This is a genomic window from Nereida sp. MMG025, assembly GCF_021654165.1.
Taxonomy (GTDB): domain Bacteria; phylum Pseudomonadota; class Alphaproteobacteria; order Rhodobacterales; family Rhodobacteraceae; genus Nereida.
Map to the genome: position 1 here is coordinate 59,772 of NZ_JAKFZN010000002.1, position 16,579 is coordinate 76,350.

At 55.8% G+C, this 16,579-nt stretch carries 17 protein-coding genes; 7 read left to right on the forward strand and 10 right to left on the reverse strand.

Annotation, left to right across the window (positions count from 1 at the left end; genetic code table 11):
• Positions 1-16 precede the first annotated feature (16 nt).
• The 4 genes from L1065_RS06310 to L1065_RS06325 all read left to right on the forward strand — a co-directional run bounded on the left by L1065_RS06310 (position 17) and on the right by L1065_RS06325 (position 4,202).
• Positions 17-1,192, forward strand: coding sequence for an acetyl-CoA C-acetyltransferase (locus L1065_RS06310; RefSeq protein WP_237094626.1), 1,176 nt, complete (start codon positions 17-19; stop codon positions 1,190-1,192).
• 54 nt (positions 1,193-1,246) lie between these two features.
• A complete protein-coding gene (gene phbB, locus L1065_RS06315) occupies positions 1,247-1,972 on the forward strand; it encodes an acetoacetyl-CoA reductase (protein ID WP_237094627.1) in 726 nt (241 codons plus the stop codon).
• 416 nt (positions 1,973-2,388) lie between these two features.
• Positions 2,389-3,330, forward strand: a complete 942-nt coding sequence (locus tag L1065_RS06320) for a transcriptional regulator GcvA (RefSeq protein ID WP_237094628.1) — start codon at positions 2,389-2,391, stop codon at positions 3,328-3,330.
• Positions 3,327-4,202 (forward strand): DMT family transporter, encoded by an 876-nt coding sequence (locus tag L1065_RS06325; protein WP_237094629.1) that lies wholly within the window; start codon positions 3,327-3,329, stop codon positions 4,200-4,202. The genes L1065_RS06320 and L1065_RS06325 overlap by 4 nt, the downstream gene beginning before the upstream one ends.
• A gap of 3 nt (positions 4,203-4,205) precedes the next feature.
• Here the strand turns inward: L1065_RS06325 and L1065_RS06330 are convergent, their stop codons facing one another.
• From L1065_RS06330 to L1065_RS06340, 3 genes are all read right to left on the reverse strand, one after another.
• The gene (locus L1065_RS06330; protein ID WP_237094630.1) at positions 4,206-4,373 is read right to left on the reverse strand and encodes a YdcH family protein; all 168 of its coding nucleotides are present in this window, start codon (positions 4,371-4,373) and stop codon (positions 4,206-4,208) included.
• 126 nt (positions 4,374-4,499) lie between these two features.
• A complete protein-coding gene (locus L1065_RS06335) occupies positions 4,500-5,231 on the reverse strand; it encodes a tRNA1(Val) (adenine(37)-N6)-methyltransferase (protein WP_237094631.1) in 732 nt (243 codons plus the stop codon).
• Positions 5,231-5,446, reverse strand: a complete 216-nt coding sequence (locus tag L1065_RS06340; RefSeq protein WP_237094632.1) for a DUF2007 domain-containing protein — start codon at positions 5,444-5,446, stop codon at positions 5,231-5,233. The genes L1065_RS06335 and L1065_RS06340 overlap by 1 nt, the downstream gene beginning before the upstream one ends.
• A 53-nt stretch (positions 5,447-5,499) precedes the next feature.
• Between L1065_RS06340 and L1065_RS06345 the strand changes: the two genes are divergently transcribed.
• The gene (locus L1065_RS06345) at positions 5,500-6,501 is read left to right on the forward strand and encodes a polyprenyl synthetase family protein (RefSeq protein ID WP_237094633.1); all 1,002 of its coding nucleotides are present in this window, start codon (positions 5,500-5,502) and stop codon (positions 6,499-6,501) included.
• Here L1065_RS06345 and L1065_RS06350 read toward each other — a convergent pair.
• The 3 genes from L1065_RS06350 to L1065_RS06360 all read right to left on the reverse strand — a co-directional run bounded on the left by L1065_RS06350 (position 6,494) and on the right by L1065_RS06360 (position 10,810).
• Positions 6,494-7,321 (reverse strand): 4-(cytidine 5'-diphospho)-2-C-methyl-D-erythritol kinase, encoded by an 828-nt coding sequence (locus L1065_RS06350; protein ID WP_237094634.1) that lies wholly within the window; start codon positions 7,319-7,321, stop codon positions 6,494-6,496. The two genes, L1065_RS06345 and L1065_RS06350, sit on opposite strands and share 8 nt — an antisense overlap.
• Positions 7,322-7,360: 39 nt before the next feature.
• Positions 7,361-9,055 carry a tetratricopeptide repeat protein gene (locus tag L1065_RS06355; protein WP_237094635.1) on the reverse strand — a complete coding sequence of 565 codons (1,695 nt, stop codon included), beginning with the start codon at positions 9,053-9,055 and terminating at the stop codon, positions 7,361-7,363.
• Positions 9,056-9,157: 102 nt separating this feature from the next.
• A complete protein-coding gene (locus L1065_RS06360; RefSeq protein ID WP_237094636.1) occupies positions 9,158-10,810 on the reverse strand; it encodes an electron transfer flavoprotein-ubiquinone oxidoreductase in 1,653 nt (550 codons plus the stop codon).
• A 246-nt stretch (positions 10,811-11,056) separates the two neighbouring features.
• Between L1065_RS06360 and greA the strand changes: the two genes are divergently transcribed.
• Together greA and L1065_RS06370 are read left to right on the forward strand one after the other, a co-directional pair.
• Positions 11,057-11,527: a transcription elongation factor GreA gene (greA, locus tag L1065_RS06365; RefSeq protein WP_237094637.1), complete on the forward strand. Its 471-nt coding sequence runs from the start codon at positions 11,057-11,059 to the stop codon at positions 11,525-11,527.
• Positions 11,528-11,530: 3 nt separating this feature from the next.
• Positions 11,531-12,520 carry a hypothetical protein gene (locus L1065_RS06370; RefSeq protein ID WP_237094638.1) on the forward strand — a complete coding sequence of 330 codons (990 nt, stop codon included), beginning with the start codon at positions 11,531-11,533 and terminating at the stop codon, positions 12,518-12,520.
• Here the strand turns inward: L1065_RS06370 and glp are convergent.
• Genes glp through L1065_RS06390 form a run of 4 tightly spaced genes read right to left on the reverse strand, consistent with a single transcriptional unit; the run spans position 12,513 to position 16,547 of the window.
• Positions 12,513-14,606 carry a gephyrin-like molybdotransferase Glp gene (gene glp, locus L1065_RS06375; protein WP_237094639.1) on the reverse strand — a complete coding sequence of 698 codons (2,094 nt, stop codon included), beginning with the start codon at positions 14,604-14,606 and terminating at the stop codon, positions 12,513-12,515. The genes L1065_RS06370 and glp overlap by 8 nt on opposite strands.
• On the reverse strand, positions 14,606-15,091 hold the full coding sequence (mobB, locus tag L1065_RS06380; protein WP_237094640.1) for a molybdopterin-guanine dinucleotide biosynthesis protein B: 486 nt from the start codon (positions 15,089-15,091) through the stop codon (positions 14,606-14,608). The genes glp and mobB overlap by 1 nt, the downstream gene beginning before the upstream one ends.
• Entirely contained in the window at positions 15,091-15,681 is a 591-nt protein-coding gene (gene mobA / locus L1065_RS06385) for a molybdenum cofactor guanylyltransferase MobA (protein ID WP_237094641.1), read from the reverse strand. Before mobA ends, mobB begins: the two co-directional genes overlap by 1 nt.
• The gene (locus tag L1065_RS06390; RefSeq protein WP_237094642.1) at positions 15,678-16,547 is read right to left on the reverse strand and encodes a formate dehydrogenase accessory sulfurtransferase FdhD; all 870 of its coding nucleotides are present in this window, start codon (positions 16,545-16,547) and stop codon (positions 15,678-15,680) included. Before L1065_RS06390 ends, mobA begins: the two co-directional genes overlap by 4 nt.
• Positions 16,548-16,579: the final 32 nt, after the last annotated feature.

Here is a 16,579-nt window from a genome sequence, read left to right on the forward strand (position 1 = left end):
AAAAAGGACAGACCCCATGACGAATGTTGTCATCGCCTCTGCCGCCCGAACTGCCGTTGGTAGCTTCGGAGGCAGCTTTGCAAACACCCCCGCCCATGATCTGGGTGCCACAGTGCTCGCCGAAGTCGTCGCGCGCGCAGGTGTCGACAAGGCGGAAGTGTCCGAAACCATTCTGGGTCAGGTTCTCACAGCGGCGCAGGGCCAAAACCCCGCACGCCAGGCGCATATCAACGCAGGCCTTCCCCAAGAAGGGGCCGCATGGAGCCTTAACCAAGTGTGCGGCTCTGGCCTTCGCGCCGTGGCATTGGGCGCACAACACATCATGCTTGGCGATGCCGACATCGTCTGCGCAGGCGGTCAGGAAAATATGACGCTGAGCCCCCATGCCGCAAACCTGCGCGCAGGTCACAAAATGGGCGACATGAAATACATCGATACCATGATCCGCGATGGCCTTTGGGACGCGTTCAACGGCTACCACATGGGCCAAACCGCCGAAAACGTGGCCGAGCAATGGCAAATCAGCCGCGAAGACCAAGATAACTTCGCCGTTGCTTCGCAAAACAAAGCTGAAGCCGCTCAAAAAGCTGGCAAATTCGCCGATGAAATCGTGCCCTTCACCGTAAAGACCCGCAAGGGCGACATCATCGTAGACAGCGACGAATACATCCGCCACGGGGCCAACATCGAAGCGATGGCAAAAATGCGCCCCGCGTTCACCAAAGATGGCTCCGTCACCGCGGCAAACGCATCTGGCCTGAACGATGGCGCCGCTGCGACCTTGCTTATGTCGGCTGAAAACGCAGAAAAGCGCGGCATCAAACCATTGGCACGCATTGCATCTTATGCAACAGCCGGTCTTGATCCGTCGATCATGGGCGTTGGTCCTATCTACGCTTCGCGCAAAGCACTCGACAAAGCAGGGTGGTCCGTCAGCGATCTGGATCTGGTCGAAGCCAACGAAGCATTCGCGGCCCAGGCCTGCGCCGTTAACAAAGACATGGGATGGGACCCTGCAATCGTAAACGTCAACGGCGGCGCGATTGCGATTGGTCACCCCATCGGTGCCTCTGGGTGCCGCGTTCTGAACACTCTGCTGTTCGAAATGCAACGCCGCGACGCCAAAAAAGGCCTCGCAACGCTTTGTATCGGCGGCGGTATGGGCGTTGCCCTTTGCGTCGAACGCGATTGATCACATCAGGCGGGCCAAGCGCCCGCCTTTTTTAATACCTAGAGGAGGAATATCATGGGTAAAGTAGCACTCGTCACAGGTGGCTCGCGCGGTATCGGCGCAGCGATCGCACAAAAACTTAAGGCCGATGGCTACACCGTTGCCGCAACATACGCGGGCAACGATGAAAAGGCAGCGGCCTTCACTGCCGAAACGGGCATCAAAACATACAAATGGAACGTGGCCGACTACGACGCATGCAAAGCAGGTGTCGCACAAATCGAAGCTGATCTGGGCCCCGTGGAAATTCTGGTCAACAACGCAGGCATCACCCGCGATGCGCCTTTCCACAAAATGACCCCGCAACAGTGGCATGAATGTATCGACACCAACCTGAATGGTGTGTTCAACATGACCCACAATGTCTGGGGCGGCATGCGTGATCGCAAATTCGGACGCATCGTGACGATTTCATCGATCAACGGTCAGAAGGGGCAGTTCGCGCAAGCCAACTATGCCGCGACCAAAGCAGGCGACATCGGCTTCACAAAATCACTGGCCCAAGAAGGCGCGCGCGCTGGCATCACGGTGAACATCGTGGCCCCCGGCTACATCAACACCGAGATGATGAGCACGATTCCCGAAAAGGTCATGAACGAAGTGATCTTGCCCCAGATTCCAGTGGGTCGCTTGGGCGAACCAGAAGAAATGGCACGCGCCGTTGCCTTCCTTGTGTCCGATGATGCGGGCTTCATCACAGGCTCCACAATCTCGGCAAATGGCGGTCAATACCTCGCTTAACGCGCCGCGCCTCATGGCAAAACGTCTGACGCATTGCCATACCGTGAGCAGACGCTAGGCCATACACGAAATGTACGACAAAAAGGGCCGCTCCGATTGCACGGGGCGGCCCTTTTCCTTGGCTGGTTCGGATGTGCTGACACCTGTCGCAACAGATGCCCAAGACCTCCGCAGCCAGCGCCTCTCGGGGGATCTTCAGATGCGCCCGCGCAACCAGTTCCAAAGCTCGCCCAAGGCTTTGCCACGCTCTTCGTGGGCACGGCGGTTGGCGTCTCGGGTGCGGGTGTCTGTGTTGGTCTCAATCATGGGTCAATTCCTTTAAACTGTTGCCTTAAGCTTGATGTGAATATGACCATGAAATGCAGGTTCCACAAACGAGACTTCACATAGCTTCAGTTAAGCTATATTAAACTGAAATGCCTGATCGCCTTCCCCCTCTTACCGCCTTACGTGCCTTTGAGGCCGCGGCGCGACACATGTCTTTTGCCGCCGCAGCTGCCGAACTCAACGTGACGCCGGCAGCCCTTTCTTATCAAATCAAGGCGCTGGAAACCGACCTTGGCACACCTGTTTTTCACCGCCTCAATCGCGCGGTAGAGCTTACCGAAGCAGGCCGCGCCCTGGCCCCGGGTGTGACCGATGGGTTTTCTGCAATCGCTGCGTCATGGCGTAACACACAGCGTTTAAACGACAATTCTACACTCACCATCACGGCGGGCCCTGCTTTCACCTCAAAATGGCTGGCCCCAAGATTGTTTGACTTTGCACAAGCCCATCCCGACATTGATCTGCGTTTTTCCGCAAGCCTGCGTCTGATTGACTTTGATCGAGATGAAGTGGATGTGGCCATTCGGTTCGGGCTTGGCCATGACAAGGATGTCTTTTCAGCCCCACTGATCCGCGAATGGATGACGCCGATGATGGCGCCCCAACTGGCCGATCAGTTCAATTCTCCTCAAGCGTTGAAAGACGCAACCCTCATCCATGATGACAGTATCAGCTTTTTCAAAACACCCACGGATTGGCCCGCATGGTGCAAAGCTGCGGGCATCACATTCGACACCTCGCATGGCGTGCGGTTTAGTCAAGCCGACCATGCACTGGATGCAGCAATTGCAGGCGCGGGTGTCGTTCTGGGCCGTGTGTCCCTTGCCACCCGCGCGCTTGAGCAAGGCCGCCTTGTCGCGCCCTTCAACGTAGGGCTTGTCACGGACGCCCAATTCAGGTTCATCTGCCCCCAAGGTCACGAGGCAAGACCCAACGTAAAAGCGTTTCATGATTGGGTCATGTCCGAAATCGAAGCGTCGAAACCATTTGAAAACGGCAGAACCTTCATCGATGCCAAATCATTGAAATGAAAAAAGAAACCGCAACATTTCTTGGGTTTGGCGCTGTGCTGCTTTGGGCTTTGCTGGCTTTGTTCACCACGGCCTCCGCCCCTATTCCGCCATTGCAACTCAACGCGATGTGCTTTGCGATCGGCGGCACACTTGGCCTGATCTGGATCACCGCGCAGGGCCGCTTGGCAGAGCTGACCCGCGTGCCACTCAAGGTCTATGCTTTTGGCACCCTCGGGCTCTTTGGCTATCATTTTCTATATTTCAGCGCCCTGCGCATGGCACCGCCCGCACAGGCAGGTCTGATTGCTTATCTCTGGCCTTTGTTGATTGTTTTGTTTTCAGGTTTGCTACCGAATGAAACCCTGCGCAAAGGCCACATTTTCGGGGCGGTCATTGGCTTTTCGGGAGCCGCTTTGATCATCGCATCGGACCTTGGCACGGTTAGTGCCTCTTCCTTGCCGGGTTACGGATTGGCCCTTCTCTGCGCGCTGACATGGTCAGGCTATTCCGTGGGCTCACGGGTATTCGGCGCGGTGCCCACATCCAGTGTCGTGGTGTTTTGCCTTACAACCGCCATCTTGTCAGGCTTTGCCCATAGCGTTTTAGAAGACACGCATTGGCCCATCGCACCCACCGCATGGTTGGCGACGATTGGGCTTGGCCTTGGCCCTGTTGGGTTGGCGTTTTTTGTCTGGGATATCGGCGTCAAAAAGGGTGATATCCAGCTTCTTGGCACCGCATCTTATGCAGCACCCCTTTTGTCGACACTTGCGTTGGTTGTGGCAGGGGTTGCGGCACCCACTCTAACCCTTGCCATAGCCGCAGTACTGATTACTGGCGGCGCGGTATTGGCCGCGCGGGCAAGTCGCGCGACCAATTATACGGATTAAGACCTAGGCCGAGACGAGCCGCTCAATCTCTTCCTTCAGTTTGAGCTTCTCTTTTTTCATGGCTGCAATTTGCAGATCGTCAACCGCGGGACTTCGTTGAAGCTGTTCGACTGTTTCGGACAGGTTATTGTGCTTTTTCCTCAGTTCCTGAATACGGGACTCTAAAGCCATGCGGTTACCTCTCTGTCATGTGTTGCAATGCTTTATCTGAGCACATCCGACCCCATCGTGTCACGCTGCACCGCCAAACAGTCTCCCTGTAGCAGCGCAGCATCGCTGAATTTTATAGCGCAAATTTTAGCGATTGATCGCAAATGGGGCGCCATGCCGCAGCATATCAGACACCTCAGGCGTGTAGTGATCCGCGTCACTTAGATGTTTGTCGCCTTCATGCAGAATCAAAGGTGCGTTCAATTTGAATGGCGCACGACTGGATTTAACAGCCTGAAGAATGATCAAATGCGCTGCCCGCCCGACACGCGGGGCAATAGGCTGCACCGTTACCTGCCCAAGACGATCATCGATGGCCTTAAGCATATCAGCCAGACGGGACGCATCTTGGATCATCGTAAGCACGCCTTTGGGGGCCAGTCGCCGTGTTGCGGCATCAATCCAGGACGCAAGTGGCGTATCCTCGCCCCGCGCCGCTTCGCGCAGGGCACCATCCGATTTCGCACCAAGAGCGCGATCAAAATAAGGGGGGTTAAAGATGACATGGTCGAAATCACGTTGCCGCACATCATCTGGCATCTGCGCCACGTCGCCGACAACGACATTCAGCCCATTGCGTTCAGCCAATTTCGCGTAGTCTGCCTCGCGCTCCAGACCAATCACTGACACACCGGGAACACGGGCCTGAACGCACAGCGACGCCACGCCTACCCCGCACCCCAGTTCCAGCAAACGATCACCTGATTGTGCAGGCACGGACGCGGCCAGCAACACGGCATCTATGCCCGCGCGGTAGCCTTTGGCGGGTTGCCACGCTTGCACCCGTCCACCAAGAAAATCGTTGCGCGTTACATCCATTATTCCGAAACAGTCAGCCCGTTGTCGCGCAAGGCCGCAGCCGCCAGGAAATGATCACTTTTGCGCACCAGAAGGCGGCGCGGCATTATGCCGATACTGCCTTCGAGGATGCTCATATTTACGTCCATTTCAAAGCAGTCTATACCCTCGCCCGAGAGCAGAGCTTTGGCAAAGGCGATGACCGTAGGGTCCGTACTGCGCAACAGTTCTTTCATATCCCCGACTTAAGGCCACAAAGCCGCGATTGTCGAGCAAAGGAAATTGCCCAATGGGTCTGGACCACGCCGCAACCAAACCGCACGAGCAATTGGCCGCAACGCTGGCCACGCAAATGGACGCCGTCAACGCGCTGATCCGCGAGCGCATGGCCTCTGAACATGCGCCGCGCATTCCCGAAGTCAGCGCCCATCTGGTTGAAGCCGGCGGCAAGCGTTTGCGCCCGATGCTGACTTTGGCCGCCGCTGAGATGTGTGGCTATGACGGGCCGTATCATGTCCATCTGGCTGCAACAGTTGAGTTTATTCACACAGCCACATTGCTACATGACGATGTGGTCGATGAAAGCGGCCAACGACGCGGGCGGCCCACGGCCAACATTTTGTTCGACAACAAATCCAGCATTCTGGTGGGCGACTATCTGTTTGCCCGGTCTTTTCAGTTGATGGTGGAAACAGGGTCCATGCGGGTCTTGGACATTCTTGCCAATGCTTCGGCCACCATCGCGGAAGGCGAAGTGCTTCAACTGACAGCAGCGCAGGACTTGGCCACAGACGAAAACATCTACCTAAAAGTGGTGCGCGGCAAAACGGCTGCTCTTTTTTCCGCGGCGACCGAAGTGGGCGGCGTGATCGCCGGCGCACCAGAAGAACAGGTCAGGGCATTACATGAATATGGTGATGCGCTTGGTATCGCCTTTCAGATTGTCGATGATCTGTTGGACTACGGCGGTGACGCCAGCAATACAGGCAAAAACATCGGTGACGATTTTCGCGAACGCAAACTGACCCTGCCTGTGATTAAGGCCGTTGCAAAAGCAAATGCCGATGAACGTGCGTTTTGGGAGCGGACAATCGAAAAGGGGCGTCAGCAAGACGGTGATTTGGAGCATGCACTGTCTTTGCTGGCCCGCCATGCGACGATGGAAGCCACGCGCCAGGATGCGCTTGCGTGGACGGCCAAGGCGAAATCTGCACTGGCGCTTTTGCCCGCGTCCGACTTGCGCCAGATGTTGATTGATCTTGCTGATTACGTGGTGGCCCGCGTCAAGTAAGCGTTGCGGGTTGTATCCACCAATCAGTATGCGCCGCACCCAATTCGTAAGCCGCAAAATGCGCTGCCTTCATATCGGGGTATATTGCGAAACAGGTCGCGCCTGATCCGGACATACGCGCAAGGCAACACTGCCGCGTACTCTCAAGGTCAGACAAGGCCCGAGCAATCAAAGGTTCGATGGTGATTGCGGCCAGCTCCAGGTCATTGCGTTGCCCTGCCAGCCATTCGGCGCAATCGACTGGTCCCGAAAAACGCGGGATGGTCACTGGCATCGGAGCATTGGTTTTTTGCTTTATCGCAGAGAACACCGCACCGGTTGGCACTTCGACCAAGGGGTTCACCAGCAACACAGGCAGCGGAGGCAAAGAGACGGGTGCGATCACCTCGCCAATCCCCGACATGCGGCTGGCGCGGGCCTCAAAGCACACGGGAAAATCAGCCCCGAGTTCTAGAAGTGCGCGCGCATCAAGGGGGGGATGTCCCATTGCACTGAGCCCGCGGAGCACCGCCGTCGCATCAGAAGACCCGCCCCCGATGCCCGCGGCGGCAGGAAGTGTTTTTACCAGCTCCATATCAACCGTCGCGCCAGCGCGTTCCGCCGCTTGCCACATCAGGTTGCGGCGGTCGTTAGGGACACCTTGTGCCCTTGGGCCGCTAACCCTCAGACCCATTTGATCTGCTTGCCGAAGGGTGACCTGATCCCCCACATCCGCAAAGGCCACCAGACTATCCAGCAGATGATACCCGTCAGGTCGTTGCCCGGTAATATGCAATGTCAGATTAACCTTGGCTGGCGCAAGGCTGGTAAAGGTCTTCATTGATGGGTCTTCATTTCTGGTATGGCTTTGGCAGAGACCTCAGCCATCTTGATCGGCTTTGGGCAAGGGCGGCTCGCCTTCTTCTTCAAGCACAATATCAAGGCCAACCTCCAGTTTGCGTCTGATCCGTTCGGCGTCGTCTTCTTCGGGATCAAAAGACAAGGCGCGCGACCATTGGAAACGTGCCTCTGTCTGGCGACCAACGGCCCACAGGACATCACCCAAATGATCGTTGACGATAGGATCAACTGGCATCAGCGCTGCCGCCTTTTCCATAGGCTCTACAGCTTCTTGGTATCGACCCAGGCGATAAAATACCCAACCAAGGCTATCGAGAATATAGCCACTGTCAGGGCGGGCTTCAGCGGCTTGCTCAATCATCTCAAGCGCTTCGTCCAGCTTCATATCTTTTTCAACAAGTGAATAACCCAGATAGTTTAGAACCGACGGTTGGCCCGGGCGCAATTCCAGCGCCTTGCGGAAATCTTCTTCTGCTTTGAACCAACGGTCCTCGCGCTCGTGGGTGATGCCGCGCGCATAGTGCAAAAACCATGCGTTAGGATCGTCAGATGGCGTCAAATCCAACGCCCGATCATAGGCTTGGGAGGCATCATCATAGCGTTCTTCACGGCGGAAAATATCGCCAAGGGTAGAGTGGACAACCGCAATGTCCCCATGCGTTTCCATAAGCTGCTGCATCACCTCGATCGCGGCATCCGGATTGCCACCGCTATAAAGCGCCTCTGCGCGGCCAATCTCAGCGGCATGAAAGCTTAGGTGATCACGTGGCACGCGGTCATAAGCGGCAACGGCCAGCGGATAGTTCTCAAGCTCTTCAAGCAGTTGTGCTGACATGATCACGGCATCGACAAAATCGCTGCGGATATAGTCTGCCGTTCGTGCGTATAGCAAAGTGTAATCTGGGCTTGTTTCGTTGCGAAGCGCGGCAGCGACGGTAAAGAATACTTCTGCCAAACCGTCCTGCGCGGAAGTGACCCCTGTAAACGGCACCATCTGTCCGTCTGCAAGCTTCATGCGAAGATCGCGCAGACCTGGGTCCAGATCACCATCAAACGCCGTTTCCAGCAATTCAATCGCGTCGGTGTTTCGATCCAACTGACTGAGCATCTCGGCGCGCATCATGACGCTTCGGCGTGTGTTGGCGAGGCTGCCAGCCGTCTCTGGACCAAACAGGGCCAACGCCCCTTCAAAATCTCCGACCACGGCGGTGGCAAGCGCCTTGTGATAATTGGCAAAACCACCAAGGCCCTGTTGCTGCGATACGGTGTCGAATTGCTCCATCGCACCTGTGACATCGCCTTCACCCAACGCAGCCCACCCAAGCAGAAGCCCGTCAACCAAAGGCCCGATTTCACGCCCTGCCGTCAGATCCTCGGCAAGTCTTGCAAAATTACCGGATGCGGCTTGCTCGGCGGTATAGACGATGTTGGAAACCTGGTTCTGCGCACCTGTCAAATTGAACCGATTGGCCAGCGTAATCGCTCGGGCCATATCGCCCTGGTTCACAAACGCGATAAGTGCCGCCTCGACCATCCGCGGATTGGAAGAATCGCGCCGAAGGGCATCAGCGTAGTATTCACCAATCGCTGCAAAATCATTTTCATATTGGGCCTGACGGCCAGCCAAATAGGAACCCGCAACACCCTGGGCCTCGGCAACAAATGGCGTGAGCAACGAAAGACTTAACGCAATAGCGCATAGATGACGGGTCATGAGGTCTCCAACACTTTAGGGCTATAGCTTGCAACAGAAGTGCGCGCCCCACAAGGAAAGGGCGCCCGACAGGCGCCCTTTGGAGATAAAATCTTTGTCAAACTACATATTGGGGTAGTTGGGACCATCACCGCCCTGCGGCGTTGTCCAGTTAATGTTCTGGCTTGGATCTTTGATATCGCAGGTTTTGCAGTGAACACAGTTCTGGAAGTTGATCACAAAACGGGTGTCTTTGCCCTCTTCCTCAACAAACTCGTAGACCCCTGCAGGACAATACCGCGCGGATGGCCCGCCGTATTTTGGCAGATTGATGGACACAGGGATGCTTGCGTCCTTAAGCTTCAGGTGCGCGGGTTGGCTTTCCTCGTGGTTGGTCATCGCAAAGCTGACGTTGGTCAGACGGTCAAATGACAAGACACCATCAGGCTTGGGATACTCAATGGGTTTATACTTGGCCGCTTCGCCTGTCGCGTCCGCGTCTGACTTTCCGTGTTTCATCGTGCCCAGAACAGACAGACCAAACAGATTGTTTGTCCACATATCGAACCCGCCAAGCGTGAGAGATGCCGCCAACCCGTACTTTGACCAAAGCGGTTTTACATTACGCACCTTCTTGAGGTCTTTTGCAATCGGTCCGTTATGAACGCGTTTGGCGTATCCATCCAGCGTATCACCGCTGCGGTCCGTTTTGATCGCTTCAATCGCAGCTTCGGCCGCGGCGATGCCTGACAACATGGCGTTATGATTACCTTTGATGCGGGGCACGTTCACCATACCAGCCGAACAGCCAAGCAAGGCACCGCCTGGAAAGGCCAGTTCTGGCATCGCTTGATAGCCACCTTCTGTGATCGCCCGCGCGCCATATGCCACCCGCTTACCGCCTTTCAAAAGGTCAGCGACCATCGGATGATGCTTGAAACGCTGGAATTCCATATAAGGGAAAAGATGCGGGTTTTCGTAGTTCAGATGGACCACGAACCCGACATATACCTGATTGTTATCAAGGTGATAGATGAACGACCCGCCGCCTGCATTTCCGTTCAATGGCCAACCCATTGTATGCGTGACAGTGCCTTCACGGTGCTTTTCGGGGTCAATCTCCCAGATTTCTTTCATGCCAAGACCGTATTTTTGCGGGCCCGCGTTCTTGTCGAGCGCATATTTGGCAATCACTTCCTTGGACAGCGATCCACGCACACCTTCGGACAAAAATACATACTTGCCATGCAGCTCCATCCCGGGCTCATAGGCATCAGACGGTGTGCCATCCGGGTTCAGGCCAAATTCACCTGCGACCACGCCTTTCACTTCGCCGCCGTTGCCATAGACCAGTTCTGAACAGGCCATACCCGGAAAAATCTCGACGCCCAATTCTTCGGCTTGTTCGGCCATCCAGCGGCACACATTGCCCATGGAAACGATGTAATTGCCGTGGTTGTTCATCAATGGTGGCATTGCGAAATTGGGCAGGCGCATCTGGCCTGCCTCGCCAAGCATGTAAAAATTGTCCTGTTTCACGGGAACGGTGATGGGCGCGCCTTTATCTTTCCAATCGGGGATTAACGCATCCAAACCACAAGGGTCCAAAACAGCGCCCGACAGAATATGCGCACCGACTTCAGAGCCCTTTTCCAGCACAACGACGTTGATATCCGCGTCCAACTGTTTGAGCTTGATGGCCGCAGACAGCCCCGCTGGCCCCGCACCAACGATCACAACATCGTATTCCATTGCTTCGCGTTCAATCTCAGCCATTCTAGACTCCTTGCATCTGATCGCGACCAGTCTCGCGTGAAAATGTCAGTTTGTTTTTCATATAGTGTTCTTTGCGATATTGCCTTGCCCATCGGCAGGGTCAATTAAAACACGGCGTCAAAATCAGAAAACCTGAGCAGAAGCGGCAATTCCTTGCGCCAATGGGGCGGCATGCCCTTGCATTTCGCACCTGTTTTGCGTTTTGTGTCGCAGGCTGCAGTTTTGTTAAAACAAAAGAAGAAATCCATGGAAAAGATCCCTTTGACACGCGCAGGCGCGGATCGCCTGAACGAAGAACTTAAAGGTCTTAAATCGACCGACAGGCCTGCAATTATCGCAGCAATCGCCGAGGCACGTGAACTTGGCGACCTGAAAGAAAACGCCGAATATCACTCTGCACGCGAAAAACAGAGCTTCATTGAAGGCCGCATTGCCGAACTGGAAGCCATCGTCAGCCGCGCAGACATTATCGACACATCCAAAATGTCGGGCAGCATCAAATTCGGCGCAACGGTTGAACTGGTTGATGAGGATACGGACGAAGAAAAAACCTATCAGATTGTGGGCGAGCCAGAAGCAGACATTGAAAATGGTTTGTTAAACATTGCTTCGCCTCTGGCACGTGCGTTGATCGGCAAAGAAGAAGGCGACAGCGTTGAGGTTCGTTCGCCTGGCGGCACCCGCTCGTATGAAATCCTGTCTGTGAAATACGCCTAGCAAATGACCAAACCCGATCAGCCCGATCTTTTGTCCCCGCCACCGCGTCCGACGGTCTCGGCCACCGAGGTGATCGCGGCTGGACTTAGTCTACTCTGGCTTGTCATGGCTGCCGTTTTTTTCATGGTTCTGCCTTCCAGCGGTGCCTTCGACAGCCTACGTTTCGTGATGATCTTATTGGCGGTTTTTCTGCCTGTTGCGCTGATTTGGGTGGCGGCCACCGCCGCGCGGTCCATTCGGGTGATGCGCGAGGAAAGCCAACGCCTACAGGCGGCCATTGATGGCATGCGCCATACCTACATCAAACAACAACAGGCCGGTGTTCCAGCGGCACGGCCCGAAGTTGAAAAAAAGCTGGACGAAATTGTCGAAACTGCCCGCGAGACATCGTCCGCGCTTGCTACCTTCACATCGACCCGCGCCGCCCCACCGCGTGTCAGCATCAGTTCGATCAAACCAAAGGGCGCAGCGGAAGATCAACCGACTCTGGCCCTTGGGACGCCGATGGAAGATCTCGAACCAAATTTGGACGCCCAAGACTTTATTCGTGCGTTAAACTTTCCCGAGACCGCGGAAGACACCGAAGGTTTTGCAGCCCTGCGACGCGCGCTCAAAGATCGAAGCGCAAAGGTCTTGATCACAGCGGCCCAAGACGTCCTCACCCTTCTGAGCCAAGAAGGGATCTATATGGACGACCTACGCCATGACCGCGCCAAGCCTGAAATCTGGCGGCGCTTTGCGCAGGGCGAACGTGGGGCCGCGATGGCCGCCCTTGGGGGCGTGCGTGATCGGTCGTGCCTTGCCCTTACCGCAGCGCGCATGCGCGAAGATCCCATTTTCCGCGATGCCGCCCATCACTTTTTGCGTAAATTCGACACCATGTTGCTAGAGTTTGAGCCTGAAGCCTCTGACGCAGAGCTTGCAAAACTTTCGACCACGCGCACGGCTCTGGCCTTTATGCTGCTTGGGCGTGTTGCAGGCATGTTCAGTTAAGGTCGAAACTCCCAAACGGGTAGTATGTAACCAAATCACCTTTTTGGATCGTGGCTGCATCGTCTGGCAGCTCGACCAGGCCTTCTGCCCACGACAATCCACTGATGCGACCTGATCCTTCGCTATGATATACCTCTGCGCGGCCCTCTCTGATACGGGCACGCAGATATTCGCGCCGCCCTGCTTTTTTGTTCTTTGCAAAACCTGCCGGCACAGAAAACCCCTGCGGCGGGGTCCAAGCCCCACCAGCAAGCTGCATGAGAGCAGGTCGCGCAAAAATCAGGCTACAGACAAACGCAGCAACGGGGTTGCCTGGCAAGCCGAACACCGGCGTCTGCGCCCACATGCCCATCGCAAGAGGACGCCCCGGTTTCATCGCTATCCGCCAAAGGGCCATACTGCCGGTTTCGTTCAGCACGCGGCTCATGTGGTCTTCATCCCCCGCAGAGGCCCCACCAGACGTGATAATTGCATCGGCTCGGGCCGCCCTGTCCAACGCGTTGCGCAGCGCATGTTCCTCGTCGGGAACGATGCCAACGTCTATCGTGTCAAACCCCCAGGTGCGCAGCATGGAAAGAAGCATTGGACGGTTTGCATCGAATGTTCCGTGCGCGTCACTTCCCGCTTCAAGCAGTTCGTCACCCGTTGAGATCACAGCAACTTTCAAGGGGCGAAAGACTTCAACAGCCCCTATTCCTGCTGCCGTTAACCGTGCAAGATCAGCCGCAGTCAATCGACGGCCCTTGTGACCAACGATGTCGTCAGCCATCATATCTTCACCCGCCTTGCGGCAGTTTGCGCCGCGCTTGAGTGCCGATTTGAACGCCACTTGCGTGTCGCTGATATTACAGTCTTCTTCCAGCACGACGGTATCAACGCCTTCGGGCAGAACAGCGCCAGTCAGCACTCTGATCGCCTTGCCGTGCGGAACTACGCCTTCAAACGCGCCGCCCGCAGCTGCGCGTCCCTCGACCAGATCAAGAACGGTGGTTTCTGCCCCAAGACTGTCAAAAGCAAACCCATAACCGTCAACGGCAGTGTTGGGGTACTGTGGGTTGCTTCGTTTGGCATGAACGTCTTTTGCCAAAACACACCCGGTTGCATTCTGGATCGATCGGCTTTGCGTCTCGACAATGGGGACCATGTTCGAACGCAAATGTGCCAGAGCCTCGCTCACGGGTGTCCAGTTCACCCCTTGCGGCAGAGCAAAACAATCATTGGACAGTCGCGGTGCCTGCAACGCGGGCCGCACCCCAAGAATCCACCCCTCTTGCTGAGCATCGTCCCCGCCTTCTACGGTGAACGCCTGCGCCAGCTGCATCGCACCAAGCGCCTCGGCCGTCGCACGCACTTGGCGTGCGTCTTTGATGTCAAAGATCGTGCCTGTATCACCATTGCGCAGACTGGCGTCATCAAGGCTTGGGAAAACCTCGGCCAAAACGATCGGCGCTGACGGGACGGTGAACCCTGTTTGCACCGGCCACACGTCAAGCGCGTCGCCAAAATGGCGCCGCATCTGGGCAAGCCGCGGCAGCCCGACCAAAGACTGCGCGCCCACCGCACCGGGCGTAAAAAGCTTCCACATGGGTTGCGCCCCTGAACAAAGCGCCTCGACTGTTCGCTTTTCTGCAAAAGGATGTGTGTCGCGCTCTGTTCCCTTTTGGCGCAAGTGGTGGGTTTGCTGGCTGGCAGGGCAACCCCAGAACGGACCGACGAACCCAAGTGTTTTATTGATCAAATCTGCGACTTCAAAACGGTTGTTGGAATTATCATCGCCATCCTCGATGTGCTGATTGAGCCAATCCCAAACCGCCAACGCATTGTCCTGCCCCGTAAGCGCGCGGGCAAATCCCCGCGGGTATCCAAACCCGAAATCAAAACCACATAGCACACGTTCATTTTGCGCAATCGCGCGGGACGCAACCCGATAGATCACGTCCATCGCCGCGGATCGGGTGCGATGGTATTGGACGTCGACCTTATGGTTTTTCTTTAGATGAGACACAAAGATCGCATCTTTGGTCGGCGCCCGCGGCGATGGTTTGGGGCGCGACGACCAATCCACAACGACGATATGGTCAAACATCACAAGCCAACCTTGGCCAAAATGAAGTCGGCAATGGCCTGCGTATCGTTCAGATCAAATACAGGTTTACTGGTGTTAAGTGCGCAATCGGCGGCATAGGCCTGGACCGTATCATCTTCGATCATGGGCTGCCCCGTTTCTTGGCGAAAAGCACAGACCTTGGCGTGCGCATCGCGTTTGAACCCTTCGACCAAGACCAGATCCACTGGCGATAGTTTTGCCAACATCGTCTCCAGGTCAGGTTCTGGCGAACCGCGCAACTCATGCATCAGAGCCCACCGCTTGCCACTGGACAACAAGACCTCTTGGGCCCCTGCTGTTCGGTGACGAAAACTGTCTTTCCCCGGTTGGTCCACATCGAATTCATGGTGGGCGTGTTTAAGGGTCGAAACGCTAAAACCACGTCCGACAATCTCGGTGACAAGACGTTCCATAAGTCCCGTCTTACCCGCATTTTTCCAGCCGATGACCCCAAAGATACGCACTACAAAAGCCCTTCTGCATGTGCCAGATCTTCTGGCGTGTTGATATTGAAGAACGGATCAAATTCCGCGACCGCAAAGCTGGCCGTCTGCGCACAATGCTGATCGGTCCATTGAACGATTTTACGAAGTCCGCCAGACAGCGCCGCGCGCAGGTCTTCTCTTAGCGTAACAGGCCAGAGCCCAAAGGTAGGATGCCGCCCATCGGTTGAGGCCAGCGCAAGAGGATACTCCATCCCTTCCGCCGCCTCCATCAGGCGCGGCACCAGATCGCAGGGAAAAAACGGGGTATCGGCCGCAGCCGTGACAATCGTTTCGGCCCCTTGGCTGGCCGCCCAATCCAAGCCCGCAAGAACGCCAGCCAATGGCCCGACAAACCCGTCAATACTGTCTGGCAGAACAGGCAAACCATAGGCTTCAAATCGCGCGGCATCCCCGTTGGCATTCAGGGCCAGCGCGTCAACCTGCGGATCAAGTCGGTCAATGACATGGCGCAACAGGCTTTGTCCCCCAAGCATCAGCGCGCCTTTGTCGCCGCCACCCATACGGCGAGCCTGTCCACCTGCCAATATCACACCAAAAGGTTGCTTCATTTTGCGGCTCCCTTGCGGCCAGCCGCCTTTGGTTCTTGCCGAACCGCTGAAATATCAGCATCACGTATCAGCCGTTCTTCACCGCTTAGACAGATAAAACGCTGGCCCCGCATCCTGCCGATCAAGGTTAGCCCAACTTGCCGCGCGATCTCGACACCCCACGCGGTAAATCCCGATCGGGACACCAGAACAGGTATCCCCATCATCGCCGTTTTTATCACCATTTCCGAGGTAAGCCGCCCCGTGGTATAAAGTATCTTATCGGCGGCTGCGGTATGTTCTGACAGCATCCATCCCGCAACCTTATCGACCGCGTTATGTCTGCCCACATCTTCCATGTAAACGAGCGGACGATCTTGGTGGCAAAGAACAGTTCCGTGAATGGCACCTGCGTCTAGATACAGGCTTGGAACGGTATTTATTTTGTGGGCCAAGCTATAAAGCCATGAGGTTTTGACATCTGCAGCAGGCAGATTGACCCCTTCCAACCCCTCCATCATGTCGCCAAAAACCGTCCCAACGGCACAGCCACTCGTGCGTGTTTTTTTCTTTAGCTTTTTTTCGTAAGTTGTCGTTTGATTGGTGCGCACCACAACCGTTTCGACCTCTTCATCGAAATCAACAGATGTGACCACCACATCATCGGGCAGCATCCCTTGATTTCGCAAAAATCCGAGGGCCAGATACTCTGGATAATCGCCAATCGTCATCGCCGTAACGATCTCTTGCGAATTCAGGTAGATCGTCAATGGGCGTTCTTCCACAACATTCAATGGCACCTTAGCCCCTGTGTGATCAAACCCGTCGACGGCACGTGTCAGACGCGAATTCCCCAGATCAGGCGCAATTATGAAATCAGCGGGCATTTACATTCCAATCTGTTGGGGGCTACTCCTCA

What these genes read in the sequence shown, in the direction of transcription:
- glp (WP_237094639.1), bottom strand. Translation starts at nt 14,606, where the DNA reads ATGTTTGACCATATCGTCGTTGTGGATTGGTCGTCGCGCCCCAAACCA.
- mobA (WP_237094641.1), bottom strand. Translation starts at nt 15,681, where the DNA reads ATGAAGCAACCTTTTGGTGTGATATTGGCAGGTGGACAGGCTCGCCGT.
- L1065_RS06340 (WP_237094632.1), bottom strand. Translation starts at nt 5,446, where the DNA reads ATGAAAGAACTGTTGCGCAGTACGGACCCTACGGTCATCGCCTTTGCC.
- L1065_RS06345 (WP_237094633.1), top strand. Translation starts at nt 5,500, where the DNA reads ATGGGTCTGGACCACGCCGCAACCAAACCGCACGAGCAATTGGCCGCA.
- L1065_RS06330 (WP_237094630.1), bottom strand. Translation starts at nt 4,373, where the DNA reads ATGGCTTTAGAGTCCCGTATTCAGGAACTGAGGAAAAAGCACAATAAC.
- L1065_RS06335 (WP_237094631.1), bottom strand. Translation starts at nt 5,231, where the DNA reads ATGGATGTAACGCGCAACGATTTTCTTGGTGGACGGGTGCAAGCGTGG.
- L1065_RS06390 (WP_237094642.1), bottom strand. Translation starts at nt 16,547, where the DNA reads ATGCCCGCTGATTTCATAATTGCGCCTGATCTGGGGAATTCGCGTCTG.
- L1065_RS06355 (WP_237094635.1), bottom strand. Translation starts at nt 9,055, where the DNA reads ATGACCCGTCATCTATGCGCTATTGCGTTAAGTCTTTCGTTGCTCACG.
- L1065_RS06320 (WP_237094628.1), top strand. Translation starts at nt 2,389, where the DNA reads ATGCCTGATCGCCTTCCCCCTCTTACCGCCTTACGTGCCTTTGAGGCC.
- greA (WP_237094637.1), top strand. Translation starts at nt 11,057, where the DNA reads ATGGAAAAGATCCCTTTGACACGCGCAGGCGCGGATCGCCTGAACGAA.
- L1065_RS06310 (WP_237094626.1), top strand. Translation starts at nt 17, where the DNA reads ATGACGAATGTTGTCATCGCCTCTGCCGCCCGAACTGCCGTTGGTAGC.
- phbB (WP_237094627.1), top strand. Translation starts at nt 1,247, where the DNA reads ATGGGTAAAGTAGCACTCGTCACAGGTGGCTCGCGCGGTATCGGCGCA.
- L1065_RS06370 (WP_237094638.1), top strand. Translation starts at nt 11,531, where the DNA reads ATGACCAAACCCGATCAGCCCGATCTTTTGTCCCCGCCACCGCGTCCG.
- L1065_RS06360 (WP_237094636.1), bottom strand. Translation starts at nt 10,810, where the DNA reads ATGGCTGAGATTGAACGCGAAGCAATGGAATACGATGTTGTGATCGTT.
- L1065_RS06325 (WP_237094629.1), top strand. Translation starts at nt 3,327, where the DNA reads ATGAAAAAAGAAACCGCAACATTTCTTGGGTTTGGCGCTGTGCTGCTT.
- L1065_RS06350 (WP_237094634.1), bottom strand. Translation starts at nt 7,321, where the DNA reads ATGAAGACCTTTACCAGCCTTGCGCCAGCCAAGGTTAATCTGACATTG.